At 52.2% G+C, this 16,303-nt stretch carries 16 protein-coding genes; 9 read left to right on the top strand and 7 right to left on the bottom strand.

Features of this window, described 5'->3' with window-relative positions; all coding sequences use genetic code 11:
- Positions 1-5 precede the first annotated feature (5 nt).
- The 5 genes from rsfS to BQ6873_RS08830 form a co-directional block, all read right to left on the bottom strand.
- A complete protein-coding gene (gene rsfS / locus BQ6873_RS08850) occupies positions 6-668 on the bottom strand; it encodes a ribosome silencing factor (RefSeq protein WP_076592318.1) in 663 nt (220 codons plus the stop codon).
- On the bottom strand, positions 668-1,339 hold the full coding sequence (locus BQ6873_RS08845; RefSeq protein WP_076592317.1) for a nicotinate-nucleotide adenylyltransferase: 672 nt from the start codon (positions 1,337-1,339) through the stop codon (positions 668-670). The genes rsfS and BQ6873_RS08845 overlap by 1 nt, the downstream gene beginning before the upstream one ends.
- Entirely contained in the window at positions 1,340-2,251 is a 912-nt protein-coding gene (hemF, locus tag BQ6873_RS08840) for an oxygen-dependent coproporphyrinogen oxidase (protein ID WP_157889148.1), read from the bottom strand.
- A gap of 132 nt (positions 2,252-2,383) precedes the next feature.
- Positions 2,384-3,655 (bottom strand): phosphoribosylamine--glycine ligase, encoded by a 1,272-nt coding sequence (purD, locus tag BQ6873_RS08835; protein WP_076592315.1) that lies wholly within the window; start codon positions 3,653-3,655, stop codon positions 2,384-2,386.
- Positions 3,656-3,789: 134 nt separating this feature from the next.
- Entirely contained in the window at positions 3,790-4,515 is a 726-nt protein-coding gene (locus BQ6873_RS08830; protein ID WP_076592314.1) for a YebC/PmpR family DNA-binding transcriptional regulator, read from the bottom strand.
- A gap of 90 nt (positions 4,516-4,605) precedes the next feature.
- Between BQ6873_RS08830 and BQ6873_RS08825 the strand changes: the two genes are divergently transcribed.
- Complete coding sequence (locus BQ6873_RS08825) at positions 4,606-6,096, top strand: helicase HerA-like C-terminal domain-containing protein (RefSeq protein WP_076592313.1); 1,491 nt, start codon at positions 4,606-4,608, stop codon at positions 6,094-6,096.
- A gap of 52 nt (positions 6,097-6,148) precedes the next feature.
- On the opposite strand, the gene BQ6873_RS08820 is transcribed toward BQ6873_RS08825, so the two are convergent.
- Positions 6,149-7,051: a LysR family transcriptional regulator gene (locus tag BQ6873_RS08820; RefSeq protein WP_076592312.1), complete on the bottom strand. Its 903-nt coding sequence runs from the start codon at positions 7,049-7,051 to the stop codon at positions 6,149-6,151.
- A 168-nt stretch (positions 7,052-7,219) separates the two neighbouring features.
- Here BQ6873_RS08820 and BQ6873_RS08815 point away from each other — a divergent pair, with 168 nt between their 5' ends.
- From BQ6873_RS08815 to BQ6873_RS18115, 6 genes are all read left to right on the top strand, one after another.
- Positions 7,220-7,834 (top strand): FMN-dependent NADH-azoreductase, encoded by a 615-nt coding sequence (locus tag BQ6873_RS08815; protein WP_076594035.1) that lies wholly within the window; start codon positions 7,220-7,222, stop codon positions 7,832-7,834.
- Positions 7,835-7,919: 85 nt separating this feature from the next.
- Positions 7,920-8,558, top strand: a complete 639-nt coding sequence (gene ribA, locus BQ6873_RS08810) for a GTP cyclohydrolase II (RefSeq protein WP_076592311.1) — start codon at positions 7,920-7,922, stop codon at positions 8,556-8,558.
- A 115-nt stretch (positions 8,559-8,673) separates the two neighbouring features.
- Entirely contained in the window at positions 8,674-9,585 is a 912-nt protein-coding gene (locus tag BQ6873_RS08805; protein WP_076592310.1) for a DMT family transporter, read from the top strand.
- A gap of 9 nt (positions 9,586-9,594) precedes the next feature.
- Positions 9,595-10,374 carry an SDR family oxidoreductase gene (locus BQ6873_RS08800; RefSeq protein WP_076592309.1) on the top strand — a complete coding sequence of 260 codons (780 nt, stop codon included), beginning with the start codon at positions 9,595-9,597 and terminating at the stop codon, positions 10,372-10,374.
- A gap of 35 nt (positions 10,375-10,409) precedes the next feature.
- Entirely contained in the window at positions 10,410-11,384 is a 975-nt protein-coding gene (locus BQ6873_RS08795) for a quinone oxidoreductase family protein (RefSeq protein WP_076592308.1), read from the top strand.
- A gap of 10 nt (positions 11,385-11,394) precedes the next feature.
- Positions 11,395-11,559 (top strand): hypothetical protein, encoded by a 165-nt coding sequence (locus BQ6873_RS18115; RefSeq protein ID WP_173830592.1) that lies wholly within the window; start codon positions 11,395-11,397, stop codon positions 11,557-11,559.
- Positions 11,560-11,662: 103 nt separating this feature from the next.
- Here BQ6873_RS18115 and BQ6873_RS08790 read toward each other — a convergent pair whose 3' ends face one another.
- The gene (locus BQ6873_RS08790; protein WP_076592307.1) at positions 11,663-12,277 is read right to left on the bottom strand and encodes a DUF4136 domain-containing protein; all 615 of its coding nucleotides are present in this window, start codon (positions 12,275-12,277) and stop codon (positions 11,663-11,665) included.
- A 232-nt stretch (positions 12,278-12,509) separates the two neighbouring features.
- Between BQ6873_RS08790 and pepN the strand changes: the two genes are divergently transcribed.
- Both pepN and BQ6873_RS08780 read left to right on the top strand, forming a co-directional pair.
- Positions 12,510-15,164 (top strand): aminopeptidase N, encoded by a 2,655-nt coding sequence (gene pepN, locus BQ6873_RS08785; RefSeq protein ID WP_076592306.1) that lies wholly within the window; start codon positions 12,510-12,512, stop codon positions 15,162-15,164.
- 89 nt (positions 15,165-15,253) lie between these two features.
- The gene (locus BQ6873_RS08780; RefSeq protein WP_076592305.1) at positions 15,254-16,258 is read left to right on the top strand and encodes a class 1 fructose-bisphosphatase; all 1,005 of its coding nucleotides are present in this window, start codon (positions 15,254-15,256) and stop codon (positions 16,256-16,258) included.
- Positions 16,259-16,303: the final 45 nt, after the last annotated feature.

The raw sequence follows: 16,303 nt of genomic DNA, 5'->3' as shown, positions 1-16,303 counted from the left end.
TCCGATTACTCGGCAGGCTTGGCTTTTGGCTTCGCCGGTGCACGCGTCTTGCTGGCTACTTTTTTGGCAGGCGCTTTCTTGGGTGCTGCCTTTTTGTAGGCTTCTGCAGTTTTAGTCGCTTTAACCTTGATGGTTTTGCCTACGGCTTTCTTGGCAGGTGCTTTTTTCGCAGCTGTTTTGGTGGCCGTGGTTTTGCTTGCGGCTGTTTTGCGCGCAGGTTTCTTCGGTTCGTCGTCGTCCAGCGTGGTTTGGCTTGCGCTCAAATGACGACCAGTTGCTTTTTTCGGTGCATCATCGTCTGGTGTGATGCGTGTCGACAGGCGTTTCGCTGCGCCGAATTTGACTTCTTTCTCGCCCCAGATTTCTTCCAGACGATAGTAAGCGCGAATAGCCGGTTGCATGATGTGGACGATCATGTCGCCCAGATCGACCAGTACCCATTCGCCGGTGTCTTCACCTTCGACGCTGAGGACGGTGCCGCCGTTTTCTTTGACCTTGTCGCGCACGGATGCTGCCAGCGCCTTGGTTTGGCGGTTGGAGGTACCAGATGCAACGGCGATACGGTCAAACAGGCTGGTCAGATGTACGGTATCGAACACCTTGATATCCTGTGCTTTGACGTCTTCGAGTGCGTCGATTACCAGGGCTTGCAGTTTTTTGATGTCCATTAGCTTTTATATAGGTGATGTTGTTCAATATAGTCTAGCACCCCGGGAGGCACTAGCGAAATCGGGTGTTTTCCGCGTTGCAGCGCTGCGCGGATTTCAGTGGCAGAAATATCGACTGCCAAATTCGGCGCAAGATAAGCCAAGCCTTGCGCGGTACTGCGTATTTGTTCCATTGATGCTGCGCGCCGTGTGAACTCTTGCGTCACGTCAGCTGGTACATGCGCTGCATCCATCGCAAAACCAGGGCGCGAGGCGGCACATATATGCGCATAGTCAAACATGTGTTGCCATTCCTGCCATGTATTCAGATGCTGTAACTGGTCAGCTCCCATCAGGAAAATGATGGAAACATGCGGTCCCAACTCTTCCCGGACCGCGCGCAAGGTGTCGATGGTATAAGTTGCGCTGTCACGCAGGATTTCTTGCTGATCGATGCTGACGGCGGTCTTTTGTGTGCTGAACGCACTACGCACCATCGCTACTCTATCTTTGCCGGAAGCCTGTAAACCATGCTTTTGCCATGGATTTCCGGCGGGAATGATGCGTAATTCGTCCGGTTTCAGCAATTCGACAAAATAATTCGCCAGGGCAACATGGCCGTTATGTACCGGATCGAAACTGCCGCCGAGTATGGCCACGCAACGCGTGACGGCTTTTTCGCTGGTCTTCATTCAGACCCAATCGCGATGAATCAGGAAGTCGGAAGTCAGTTTTGCTTCCGGGCTGCCGGCTTCTGGCTGCCAATTGTAGCGCCATGTTACCACTGGTGGCATCGACATCAGTATAGATTCGGTGCGACCGCCCGATTGCAGGCCAAACAGGGTACCGCGATCGAAGACCAAATTGAACTCGACGTAACGTCCGCGTCGGTAGGTTTGGAAGTCGCGTTCGCGTTCGCCATAAGGCGTATCTTTGCGCTGTTTTAATATCGGTACATAGGATTCAATAAAATGATCGCCTACGTTTTGTTGCAAGGCGAAGCATTGCTCGAAGCTGAATTCATTCAGATCATCGAAGAAGATGCCGCCTACGCCGCGCGGTTCTTGCCGATGTTTCAGATAAAAATAATCGTCACACCATTTCTTGTAGCGTGGATGCAGATCTTCGCCAAACGGTTGTAATGCATCGCGACAGGTTTGATGAAAATGTCGCGCATCTTCTTCAAAACCGTAATACGGCGTCAAATCCATACCGCCGCCAAACCACCAGATAGGTTCTTGACCTTCTGCTGTCGCCGTAAAGAAGCGTACATTCATGTGTACAGTCGGTGCGTATGGATTGCGCGGATGCAGTACTAATGAGACACCCATCGCTTCCCAATTGCGACCAGCGATTTCGGGGCGGTTGGCTGCAGCTGATGGCGGCAGATTCTTGCCCATCACATGCGAGAAGCCAACACCGCCACGTTCGAACACATTGCCGTTTTCAATAATGCGTGAGATACCACCGCCGCCTTCCGGACGTTCCCAGCTATCGGTGCCGAAAGTCTTGCCGTCGACTTCTTCCAGCGCAGCGACGATGCGCGCCTGTAGACCAAGCAAATAATCTTTGACGGAAGAGGACGAGGGAAGGGAAGAAGTCACTATGCGAGCGGTAAAAAGGTTGTGGGCGGATTGTACCTTGCGCGCAATATGCGTCGCAGCCCATCGTTATTAATGAATGAAGAGCGCTTATTCCCGTACAAACGGGAATAAGCACACGACATCACTTTGTATTTAAGAGCGTTTCAGTGCGCGCCAGCCGATGTCGCGGCGGAATTGTGCGCCGTCAAAATGGATGCTGTCGATAGTGTCGTAGGCTTTCTTTTGCGCGACTTTGACGCTATCGCCGAGGCCGACTACGCACAAGACGCGGCCACCAGTGGTGGTCAGCTGATCGTTATTCAATGCAGTGCCAGCGTGGAAGGTGACGCTATCTGCAGTTTCTGCAGGAATGCCGGTGATGACGTCGCCTTTGCGCGGTGCATCAGGATATCCGGCAGCTGCCAACACTACGCCCAATGCGGTACGACGATCCCATTCCAGTTCTATCGTATCCAAGGTGCCGTTGACTGCGTGTTCCATTACGCCGACCAAGTCGGTTTTCAAACGCGCCATGATCGGTTGTGTTTCTGGATCGCCCATGCGGCAGTTGAATTCCAAAGTCTTGGGATTACCTTTGTCGTCGATCATCAAACCTGCATACAGGAAGCCCGAGAATGGAATGCCATCCTTGGCCATGCCTTGCACGGTTGGTTGAATGATTTCGCGCATGACGCGTGCATGCAGCGCTGGCGTGACGATAGGAGCAGGTGAATACGCGCCCATGCCGCCGGTGTTCGGACCTTCGTCGTGATCGAGCAGGCGTTTGTGATCCTGGCTGGTGGCCAGCGCCAAAATGTTTTTGCCATCGACCATGACGATAAAGCTGGCTTCTTCGCCGGCGAGGAATTCTTCAATCACGACACGTGCGCCGGCATCGCCGAGCTTGTTATCGGACAGCATCATGTCGACTGCGTGATGCGCTTCATCCAGCGACATCGCAACCACTACGCCTTTGCCGGCAGCCAAGCCATCAGCCTTGATGACGATAGGTGCGCCTTTCAGGTTGATGTAGTCGTGTGCTGCATTTACTTCGGAGAAGGTTTGGTATTCCGCGGTCGGGATCGCATGGCGTTGCATGAACGATTTAGCGAAATCCTTGGAGCTTTCGAGTTGCGCAGCTTCCTTGGTTGGGCCAAAAATCTTCAAGCCTTGGTTACGGAAGATATTCACGATGCCAGCGGCCAGCGGTGTTTCCGGGCCGACCACGGTCAGCGCGATATTTTCCTGCTGAGCGAATTGAGCCAATTCTTGCGGATCGGTAATCGCAATGTTTTTCAGTCTGTCGTCCAGCGCAGTGCCACCGTTACCAGGTGCGACATAGATGGTTTGAATCCGTTCGGATTGTGCCAGTTTCCAAGCCAGAGCGTGTTCGCGGCCGCCTGAGCCGACTACCAGAATTTTCATGTGGTTCATTACTTTTTAAAATTGCCGCATCAACATGTGTGTGATGTAGCTGGTTATCTTGGTGTCTTGCTGCGCTTCGACTGATTTCGTATCGTCATTTAAAACGGAGCCAACCCGTTTTTAAAAACTGTGGATTACTCTTCGATCACTGCGTTGGTATAAATCTCTTGTACGTCGTCGAGATTTTCCAGTGCATCGAGCAATTTCTGCATCTTGATCGCGTCGTCGCCCTGGAACACGGTTTCGGTCGCCGGTTTCATCACGACTTCTGCCAGTTCAGCCTTGAAGCCGGCTGCAGCCAGTTTATCTTTGACTGCGGAAAAATCATGCGGTGGGCAAATAACTTCGATACCGCCTTCTTCATCAGTAGTGACATCATCAGCGCCAGCTTCCAGCGCTGCTTCCATCAATTTGTCTTCATCAGTACCGGGTGCAAAGAAAAACTGGCCGCAATGCTTGAACATGAACGCGACCGAGCCTTCGGTACCCATATTGCCGCCGAACTTGGAGAACGCGTGACGTACTTCAGCCACTGTGCGTACCCGATTGTCGGTCATGCAGTCGACCAGTATGGCTGCGCCGTTGATGCCGTAGCCTTCGTAACGGATTTCTTCGTAATTGACGCCTTCCAGACCGCCGCTGCCGCGTTGGATCGCGCGCGTGACATTGTCTTTCGGCATATTGGCATCGGCTGCCTTGTCGACTGCCAGGCGCAAACGCGGGTTAGCTGCGACGTCGCCGCCACCCATACGTGCTGCCACGGTGATCTCTTTGATCAGGCGGGTCCAGATTTTGCCTCGTCTTTCGTCTTGACGGCCCTTACGATGCTGAATATTGGCCCATTTACTATGTCCTGCCATGACGAATCTTTCCCGATGAGTTAGCTATAATGAAGCGCGGATTTTACCATATCGCTTTTGCTGCAAACCTCTCCTACTTTGGACAAGAACATGCCAAATCCTCTGCTGATTGCTAAAAACAAAGACCATGAATTAAGTTTGCTGCCTGAGCTTGCCAATCGGCATGGTTGTATTACGGGCGCAACCGGCACGGGTAAAACCGTGACCTTGCAGACTTTGGCACAGGCTTTGTCCGATATAGGCGTGCCGGTTTTCATGGCCGACGTCAAAGGCGACTTGTCTGGTATCGCCAAGGCTGGTGCCTCCGTCGGCAAGGTCAAGGAACGCTTTGCGATGCTGGAATTGGCGGAGCCGGTATGGGCAGGTGTACCGGTCACGTTCTGGGATGTCTATGGCGAAAAAGGTCATCCGGTGCGTGCGACGATTTCTGATCTTGGTCCGTTATTGCTGGCGCGTATGTTGAATTTGAACGATACCCAGCAAGGCGTGCTGCAACTGGTGTTCAAGATTGCCGACGATCAAGGCATGTTATTGCTCGATACCAAGGATTTGCGCGCGATGCTGCAATACGTCGGCGACAACGCGTCGAGTTTCCAGACTGAATACGGCAATATCTCCAGCGCCAGCATAGGTGCGATTCAACGTGGCTTGATCGGTGTTGATGAGCAAGGTGGCGATAAATTCTTTGGCGAGCCTATGCTCAATATCGAAGATTTGCTGCAAACCGATGCTAAAGGCAAGGGCGTGGTGAATATTCTTGCTGCAGATAAGTTGATGAATGCGCCTTTGCTGTACTCCACCTTCCTGTTGTGGATGCTGTCCGAGTTATTCGAGCATTTGCCGGAAGTGGGTGATCTCGACAAGCCGAAGCTGGTGTTCTTTTTTGACGAAGCGCATTTGCTGTTCAGCGAAGCGCCCAAGCCTTTGCTGCAAAAAATCGAACAAGTAGTACGTCTAATACGCTCTAAAGGCGTAGGTGTTTATTTTGTGACGCAGAATCCATTGGATATTCCCGATACCGTGCTCGGTCAGCTCGGCAACCGCGTGCAGCACGCCTTGCGCGCCTATACACCGCGCGATCAAAAAGCAGTGCAAGCGGCGGCACAAACCTTCCGTCCGAATCCTGCGCTGGATATCGTGCAAGTGATTACAGAACTGGGAGTGGGCGAAGCACTGGTTTCTTTCCTCGATGAAAAAGGACGTCCAACTATCGTCGAGCGCGGTTATGTTTTGCCACCAGCATCGCAGATTGGACCGATTACCGATGCGGAGCGGTCGGCATTGATTGCTTCTTCGGTGGTCGCAGGCGTTTATGAAAAGTCGGTGGACAGGGAGTCTGCCTATGAGTTGATCAAGGGACGGGTTGCGGAGAATGCGCCACAAGGAACTGCAGCGACCAAAGGAGCTGAAGCGGGAAGTGGAGGAATGCTTTCCGATGCCTTGGGTGGTTTGTTCAGCAAGAGCGGTCGTGGCGATAGTATTGCGACGACCATGGTGAAATCTGCGGTACGCACGATGGGATCGAGTGCTGGACGGGCGATTATTCGTGGCGTGCTGGGCTCGATTTTCAAGGGCAAGTAAAGAGATATAGCTCGCCGTATTTGCTCGATGCAAATACGGCGCTCAAAGTAAATCAGTCCTCAGAGGGTTGATCCAGTAAATACTGCATCAGCCAACGCCCAGCCACACCTGGCGCTTCATCCACGCGATTGATCATGTGCAAGGTATATTGCCCGCTGATCATGTGCGCGAACTTGAGATGAACTAGTCGTCCGCTATCCAGATCCGCTTTAATCATTTCTTCCGGCATCGAGCCCCAGCCCAAACCGTTTAACAGCAACATGTGTTTGGCACCAAGGTCGCCGAGCCGCCAATCGCGTAAGGCAATCACGCCAAAATTCTGTCCTGCAGTCAATTGACTACGATCGGTTAATACCAACTGGATGTGATCGCGCGCGACCTCTGTCGGGATGACGCCTTCCATTTGCGCTAGCGGATGCGTAGGCGCGGCGACCGGAATCATCGTGATATGGCCCAATTGCTGATGGTGGAAGGTGTCAGCAAAATCCAGCATGGGTCCGGCGATGCCGATCTGGCAGACGCGTTCGGTAACCAAATGCATGACCGCACCAAGTGCCTCTATGCGCAGACGTAATCCCACTGTTGGGAACTCTTGCTGAAATGCCTTTAATGCCGCGACCAGCCGGCAATTCGGAAACATTACGTCGACCACTAACGACACTTCCGCCTCCAAGCCTTGCGCTAGCGTCTTGGCCCGCGCCCGCATCGCATCGACTTTCATCCCCACCGTACGCGCGTCGGCCAGTAGCGCTTTACCTGCCTCGGTCAATGTTGGTTTGCGCTTACTACGGTCAAACAGCGCGACATTCAACTGTGCTTCCAGATTGGCTATGGTGTAACTGACAACAGATTGGGTGCGGTGCAATTCGCGCGCGGCGCGGGAAAAGCTGCCGCAGTCGATCACGGCGACGAAGACACGCAATTGGTCCAGTGTGGGTAGGCCGGGTTCTCTCATATCGAAAATATCGATTCTAATTAGCTAAACAATGTGGGTTTTCTTGATGCTAATCCTGTCCTACGATGAGTGCAACAAATCAGTAGTTCCGATTTAGCAAAAATTATGTCGAAAAGCACGTTGATAGACGCGCCGACGACTCAACCTGACAAGAAAGCGAGTTTTATCATGACCAAGATTCTGAATATCAACAGCAGCGTACGTAACGGCGATTCGATCTCACGCAAGGCTACAGCCGAATTCATCAGCAAATGGAAAGCCAAAGAACCAAATGCGATCGTTGTTGAGCGCGACGTGGCGGCTCAGCCTTTGCCACATATAGACGGCCAAACACTAGGCGCATTCTTCACGCCAGCAGAAAACCGTAGCGCAGAACAGGCGCAAATCGCCAAATTGTCAGAAACCCTGGTGCAAGAGCTGTTTGATGCAGACGTGATCGTCATTGGAGCGCCCATGTACAATTTCTCTATTACATCCGGTCTGAAAGCCTGGATCGATCACGTTGCCCGCGCTGGCGTCACCTTCAAATACACTGAAAAAGGCCCGGTTGGCCTGCTGACAGGTAAAAAAGTCTATATTTTTACCGCCAGCGGTGGCGTCTACAGTGAAGGTCCAGCCAAGGTAATGGACTTCACCAGCACCTATTTGCGTGCGGTGTTAGGCTTTATTGGTCTGACCGATGTGACCTTTATTCAGAGCGAAGGAATCGCAATGGGTGCGGAAGGCGTGCAAAAAGCGCAAGCCAAAACCAGCGATGCAATAAACGAATTGCTCGCAGCCTGATATCCTTCGTCTTCTGAGCATTTAATGCAGACAATGCCGATGGTCGGTATTGTCTGCATTTGCTGGTTGATTGAATCCCTTACTCATGAATACAAGTCTTACCCCTAGTGCCGCAGTTGAAGCGGCAGTTTCTTCTGAAGTTGAACTGGATTACGCTGCGTCGTGCGAATTGCCGACGCCGTGGGCGACTTTTCGCCTGCACGCATTTGTTGAGCCTGCCACGGGCAAAGAACATGTTGCGATCACGCTGGGAGATGTTTCCGACGGCGAGCCTGTCTTGTCACGCATTCATTCTGAATGCCTGACTGGAGATGGCTTGTTCAGCCTGCGTTGTGATTGCGGCCCACAGCTGGAAGCTGCCTTGCAGAAAATCGCAGAAGAAGGACGAGGTGCCTTGTTTTATCTGCGCCAGGAAGGACGTGGCATCGGCCTCGTCAATAAAATCCGTGCTTATCAATTGCAGGATGCCGGCGCGGATACAGTTGAGGCAAATGAAGCCTTGGGCTTCAAGCCGGATCAACGCAATTACAAACTGTGTAAGCCTATGTTGCAGCATCTGAAGATTTCGACGCTGCGCTTGATGACGAATAATCCACGCAAGATCACGGCGATGGAGCAACTTGGCGTCAAAGTGGTGGAGCGCGTGCCGCTGGTAATTACACGCAATCCATTCAATGAGCGTTATCTGACTACCAAAGCTGCCAAGCTCGGACATTTGTTCTAAGCAATTCTTTAATCGAATTTAAATATTCGTCAGTCGGTTCGTGCGGACGTGCGAATCGAAACGCTGAATTTAGCAGCGCCCAACCTGTAATCCGCTTAGCCTTTACAATCATGGCATGGCCGATTTCACTTCTATTCCTTCCGAACGTAAACATTTCCTCATCGGTCTGATGATCGCGCTCTTGGGCGCGATTCTGTTTTCGACCAAAGCAATCGTTGCCAAACTGATTTACCGCTACGGCGTGGATGCGGTGACACTGATTGCTTTTCGCATGATATTTTCTCTCCCGTTTTTTATCGTCATAGGCATCTGGAAGGGACGCACAGCGGTGCCGCTGACGCGCAGTGAAAAAGGCAAGATCGCCGTATTGGGTTTGCTCGGTTATTACCTCTCCAGTTTTCTCGATTTCCTCGCGTTGCAATATATCTCGGTCGGGCTGGAGCGCCTGATTCTGTTTTTGACGCCATCCTTTGTGTTGCTGATCTCTATCTTTGTCATGAAGCGAAGAATTACCGGGCTGGAATGGGCGGCGCTGGGTATTTCTTATCTCGGGACGGTGCTGGTGTTTGTGCACGACGTTCGTATTGGCGGTTCCAATGTGGTGCTTGGGAGTTTGCTGGTCTTGGGCAGCGCGATTGCGTACGCTATCTATTTGCTGGGTTCGGGTGAACTGGTCAAGCGTGTCGGCGCATTGCGTCTGGTGGCGTATGCGATGTGCGTGTCCAGCGTGGCTTGCATTGCGCAATTCTTTATCCTGCGTCCGGCCTCGACTTTGATACAGCCGATGGCGGTATACGGCTTGTCCATGATTAATGGATTTTTCTGTACAGTGATGCCGGTGTTCCTGACGATGATCGCAGTCGATCGCATAGGTGCAGCAACGGCGTCACAAGCCGGCATGATAGGTCCGGTGTCCATTCTGTTTTTGGCGGCACTGATACTGGACGAGCCGATTACCGGCATACAACTGGCGGGTACTGCTTTGGTGTTATGCGGTATTTATGTCTTATCTAAAAAACGAGCGTAGGAATCAGCGATGGATTTAGGCATACGAGGAAAATCCGCATTGGTCTGCGGTGCGAGTCGGGGCTTGGGGCGTGGTTGTGCTGAGGCTTTGGCGGCAGAAGGTGTAAATGTCACTCTGGTGGCGCGTAATCTGGAAGTTTTGCAAGCCACTGCGACTGAAATCCGTGCGGTTTCCAGCAGCATGATTACCATCGTCGCCTGCGATATCACGACTGCCGAAGGACGCGCGCAGGTGCTGGCGGTTTGTCCGCAACCGGATATTCTGGTGACGAATGCAGCAGGCCCGCCGACTGGTGATTTTCGCGATTGGAGTCGTGATGACTGGATCGCGGCGCTCGACGCAAACATGCTGACGCCGATAGAACTGATCAAGGCAACGGTGGATGGCATGATGGCGCGTGGTTTCGGACGCATCATCAACATTACGTCGAGTGCAGTGAAGGCACCGATAGATAGTCTGGGTTTGTCCAATGGCGCACGTTCTGGTTTGACCGGTTTTGTCGCCGGCCTGGCGCGCAGGACGGTTGCACGCAATGTGACGATCAATAATTTATTGCCTGGTCCTTTCGAGACCGACAGATTGGCGGCTATCTTCTCTGCTGCTGCAGAAGCCAGCGGTCGTACAGTAGAAGAAGTCAGTGCGGCACGTCGCTCGGCTAATCCGGCCAAACGCTTCGGTACGCGGCAAGAGTTTGGTGCGACCTGCGCATTTCTATGCAGCGAACATGCGGGTTACATCAACGGGCAAAATATTTTGCTCGATGGTGGTGGTTATCCGGGAACGTTTTGATTCAATAACTTATTACTAAATTAAGCGAGTTACTCATGACCAAAGCAATCAAGATCTTCAAGACCGGCGGCCCGGAAGTAATGGAATACGTTGATGTCGATGTTGCCGCACCCGGTCCCGGCGAAGCTTTGATTCGGCAGCATGCTTGTGGTTTGAATTACATCGACGTGTATTTCCGCATGGGGTCGTATCCGCAGCCTTTGCCAGCGGGATTGGGGATGGAAGGTGCGGGCGTGGTGGAAGCGGTTGGTGCGGGCGTCACGCACGTCAAGCCGGGTGATCGCGTCGCGTATGCCGGACGTCCGCCTGGTGCGTATGCAGAAGCGCGCGTGTTACCTGCAGATATTCTTGTCAAATTGCCGGAAGCGATCAGCTTTGAGACGGCCGCTGCGATGATGTTGCAAGGTTTGACGGTGCAATATTTATTCCGTCGTACTTTCCGTCTACAGGGTGGTGAAACCATTTTGTTCCATGCAGCAGCAGGCGGCGTTGGTTTGATTGCGTGTCAGTGGGCGCGTGCTTTGGGCGTGACGATGATAGGTACCGTGGGTTCGGATGAGAAGGCTGAGCTGGCGAAGGCACATGGCTGCGTACACACGATCAATTACAACAAGGAAAACTTTGTCGAACGGGTGAAGGAAATCACAGGCGGTAAAGGTGTACCTGTTGTTTATGATTCGATCGGTAACGATACTTTCATCGGTTCACTGGATTGTTTGTCGCCGTTGGGGATGATGGTGAGTTTCGGTGGTGCATCCGGGCCGGTCCCGCCGTTCAGCCTGAATGAATTGGCGTCGCGAGGTTCGCTGTTTGTGACCCGACCTTCGCTGTTCAACTATATTGCCAAGCGCGATGATCTGGAAATGATGGCGGCTGAATTGTTTGGGATGGTGGAAAGCGGCAAGATCAAAATCGGTATTAATCAGCGTTATGCACTGAAGGATGCTGCGCAAGCGCATCGTGATCTGGAAGCACGGAAAACCACCGGCTCCTCAATTTTGCTTCCTTAAGGATTTTGCAATGCAAGAGTTAGATCCAGAAAACAATCCGACGCAACATCAGGAAGAGCCGCAGTCCGATGCGGACGGTACGCCAAAATTTGGCCGACTTCTTATTTTGCTGGGATTTGGCGTGCTGATGGTGGTGGCGCTTACATTCGGCTCGTTGGCGTATTACACACCCTGATTATTTGGACAGCGTTTGCGCTACGACAAGCGGACGGGACGTTGAGAGAATAAAAAATGGCGACTTATATATTAAGTCGCCATTTCTATATGCAGTTGCTGCTTTATTCCTTGATTTCCAGGTCTATGCGACGCGGCACACCATTTTTCCCAGGGAAGTCAGTGAATGCTGCGCGTACCAAATAAGGCATGGCGAAAGCCAGAGAGCCATTGCCACCACTGCTGTGTACTGTGACGTCGTATAGTTTTTTACCATCCTTAAAGCGAGTAATCAGGATGTTGAGCTGGCGATCGAATACCTGGTATTGAACGTCACGATATTGCGTAATCGGACCTGGATACCAGAACGGATCGTAGTAAGGGCCATAACGCCATCCCGGACCATAATACGGGCCGTACCAATATGGATCGACGACGTATGGCTGTACGGTTCTCACGTCACGTGTATCGACCTTGTACTTGAGCGCAACCTTGAGGTTGGGGGCGTTCGGAGCTGCTGCTTCGACAAAGCCAAGACGCGTCAACTCGGTGCGAACCAGATTTTCATAACTCTTTTCTTCAAGATTATTTTGATCAACCTTGTGATCGAAGACATATGTTTTGTTCTGCAGGTCGGCAGGCCAATCATGAAAGGCGATCACATCGGTGCGGATGACCGACGCGCAGCCGCTTAACAATAGGCTAGATAACGCCACCCACATCAATAACCAGCGTTTCATTTTTATTCTCCTTAGGCAGATGTGTATAGCATAGCGGTAATGGCAAAAAGAGCCGTTACATTTTGTAACTCGGCAATTCTCGTTCGAAGCAAACAGCATTTGTTGTTGATAAGACTATGTATACGGCGGGCTTGTTTTTGCCGCATATCAACGGTCAGACAAGCAGATTCCATTTTCATTCCCATGATTGGTAAAATGGTATTTTGCTTTACTCCCACCTATATCTATCCCTATGCGCACCGACACTTCCCCCGCGATTTATCGCAAAGATTACACTCCGCCTAGCTATTGGGTTCGTACTGTTGAGATGGGTTTCGACCTTGATCCGTCGAACACCAGAGTCGCGACGCGCATGACGTTGGAGCGCAATGCCGCCAGTGCAGAGAAGGCAATAGTGCTGCATGGCGAAGAGTTGGAACTGGTGCAAATTCGCTTGAACGGTAAAAATCTGAGCAAGCGCGATTACAAGCTGGTGGATGGTCTGCTACGCATCCCGACTACGGCGGAAAAGATCACGCTGGAGATAGAAACCCTGATCCGCCCGGATAAAAATACCTCGCTGATGGGTTTGTACGTCTCCAACGGCAATTTCTTCACGCAATGCGAAGCGGAAGGTTTCCGCAAAATTACCTATTTCCCCGATCGTCCTGACGTGATGGCGCAGTACACCGTCATGCTGCGTGGGGATAAAAAGAAATATCCGGTCTTGCTGTCGAACGGCAACCTGATTGAGCAAGGCGACTTGGGTGACGGCCGTCACTATGCCTTGTGGGAAGACCCGTTCAAGAAACCGTCTTATCTGTTTGCACTGGTAGCCGGTCAATTGGTGTGCCAGGAGCAGACCGAAAAACTCAAGTCGGGGCGTGAAGCATTGCTACAGGTCTGGGTCGAGGAAGGCAATCTGGACAAGACTCAGCACGCGATGGATTCACTGGTAAACAGTATCCACTGGGACGAAGAACGTTACGGCCTGGAGCTGGATCTGGATCGCTTCATGATTGTCGCGGTAGGCGACTTCAATATGGGCGCGATGGAAAACAAGGGTTTGAATATATTCAATACCAAATTCGTGCTGGCCAATCCGCGCATTGCTACCGATACCGATTACGCAAATATCGAAGCGGTGGTCGGCCATGAGTACTTCCATAACTGGACTGGTAACCGCGTAACTTGCCGCGACTGGTTCCAGTTGTCGTTGAAAGAAGGCTTAACTGTATTCCGCGACCAGGAATTTTCCGCCGACATGATAGGCACCGACAGCGGCCGTGCGGTCAAACGCATCGACGACGTACGCGTGCTGCGCCAGGCTCAGTTCCCGGAAGATGCAGGCCCGATGGCACATCCGGTGCGCCCAGATTCTTTCGTTGAAATCAGTAACTTCTATACGGTCACTATTTATGAGAAGGGCGCAGAAGTCGTGCGCATGTATCAAACCTTGCTCGGACGCGATGGTTTCCGCAAAGGGATGGACCTGTATTTTGAGCGTCATGATGGTCATGCTGTGGAATGCGATGACTTCCGCGCTGCGATGATGGACGCCAATGGTCGCGACCTGACGCAATTCGAGCGTTGGTATAGTCAGGCCGGCACGCCGCGCGTGAAAGTCACGACTTCGTATGATGCAGATAAACAGACGTACGACATCACGCTGGCGCAATCCTGCCCGCCAACGCCGGGTCAGGCCAAGAAACTGCCTTTCCACATACCGGTAGCAGTCGGTTTACTCGATGACAAAGGTAAAGATATGCCTTTGTCATTAAATGGTCATAGCGGCCAGCCAGAAACCTTGGTGCTGGAACTGACTTCTAACCAGCAAACCTTCCATTTCACGCATGTGAGCGAAAAGCCTGTGCCATCGCTGTTGCGCAATTTCTCTGCGCCGGTTGTACTGGAATACGAATATAGCGATGAAGAGCTGGCCTTCTTGATGGCGCATGACAGCGATGCCTTCAATCGTTGGGAAGCAGGCCAACGTTTGGCAACGCGTCGTTTGCTGGCATTGACTGCAACCGCGCAGAAAGCGGGCAGCAGCTTGAGTGTGGATGTCGCGCTGAGCGATAGCCTGCGCGCTAGCTTGAATGACCTGGCGCTGGATCCAGCTTTCCGTGAAACTGTGTTGACCTTGCCAGCCGAAACTGTGATCGCTGAGCAAATGGATGTGATTGATCCGCAAGCTATCCATACGGCACGTCGTTTCTTGCGACTCGCTTTGGCGCAAGACCTACGTAAAGATTTCAGCAGTGTGTATGCGGCGAACCAGACCGATGGTCCATACAGTCCGGATGCGGCTTCGTCCGGCAAACGTGCGCTGAAGAACCTTGCGTTATCTTATTTGTCGGAGTTGGACGATGCCGATGCACATGCGTTAGCACAAGAGCAATACGACGCGGCAAACAATATGACGGATAGAATGGCGTCCTTGGCGGCACTGGCAAATAGTCAGGCACCGGGCCGGGCCGCAGCTCTGGCCAAGTTTTATAGTGATTTCGAGCAAGAACCGTTGGTGGTCGATAAATGGTTCAGCCTGCAAGCAATGGCGCGTACTACCGATGTTGCAGCAGTACGTGCTCTGATGAAGCATCCTGCCTTCTCGATCAAGAATCCGAATCGTGCGCGCAGCTTGATCTTCAGCTTCTGCAATGGCAATCCGTCGCGCTTCCATGCAGCAGATGGTAGTGGTTACGCTTTCTGGGCGGAACAAGTGATCGCACTCGATGCGATTAATCCGCAAGTGGCGGCACGCCTGGCACGCAGTCTGGATCGTTGGCGCAAATACGCACCGGCTTTGCAGGAAAAAATGCGCGCCGCCTTGCAGCAGGTTGCCGATACGGCCAAGCTGTCCAAGGATACGCGTGAGGTAGTGGGCAAGTCGCTGGCTGCCAGCTGACCGATAATAGATGCCAATATATACAGCTTTGCCGGGTTTGTACGATAGAACCGGCAATTACAGAATCAACTAAAGAGTAAAAGGACCACATGAAACGTATCAGTCTCACGCAATACTTGATTGAAGAGCAGCGTCTGCACAACACCATCCCGTCAGAGCTGCGTTTGCTGCTCGAGGTAGTTGCCCGTGCCTGCAAAACGATCAGCCATGCGGTCGGCAAAGGCGAGCTTGGCGAAGTGATGGGCACAGCAGAAAGTGAAAACGTACAAGGCGAAGTGCAAAAGAAGCTGGACATCATTTCCAACGACATTTTGCTGGAAGCCAATGAATGGGGCGGTCATCTGGCGGCAATGGCGTCGGAAGAGATGGAAACTATCCATCCGATCCCGAATCGCTACCCTATGGGCGAATATCTGTTGCTGTTCGACCCACTCGATGGCTCCAGCAATATTGATGTCAATGTATCTATAGGGACCATTTTCTCGGTATTGAAAGCAGCAGATGGCGTGCAAGCACCGACGGAAGCTGATTTCTTGCAACCTGGTAGCAAGCAGGTCGCTGCCGGTTACGCGGTATATGGTCCGCAAACAGTATTGGTACTGACTACCGGCAACGGCGTGCAGTGCTTTACGCTGGATCGCGAGATGGGTTCCTGGGTCATGACCCAGCGCAACATGCAAATCCCTGCTGATACTAAGGAATTTGCTATTAATGCATCGAATGCGCGCCACTGGCATCCGCCGGTCAAACGTTATGTAGACGAAATGCTGGCCGGCACTACTGGCCCGCGCGGTAAAGACTTCAATATGCGCTGGATTGCTTCGATGGTGGCAGATGTACATCGCATCCTTAATAGAGGCGGCGTATTTATGTATCCGGCTGATGCGCGTGAACCGGACAAGCCAGGCAAGCTGCGTTTAATGTATGAAGCCAATCCTATGGCCTTCATCGTTGAGCAGGCAGGTGGCGCAGCAACGGATGGTCAGCAACGCATCCTGGATATACAACCTGAAAAGCTGCACCAACGTGTGCCAGTCTTCCTTGGCTCGAAGAATGAAGTTGATTTAGTAACCAGTTATCACAAGGCAAAGTAAGGCTTCTATATAGGTAAGTACTCTTGGTCAAAAGCCTCTGTAAAA

This window comes from Herminiimonas arsenitoxidans, assembly GCF_900130075.1.
Taxonomy (GTDB): domain Bacteria; phylum Pseudomonadota; class Gammaproteobacteria; order Burkholderiales; family Burkholderiaceae_D; genus Oxalicibacterium; species Oxalicibacterium arsenitoxidans.
Note: the sequence above shows the minus strand (reverse complement) of the source record. Positions and strands in the feature narration are given on the sequence as shown.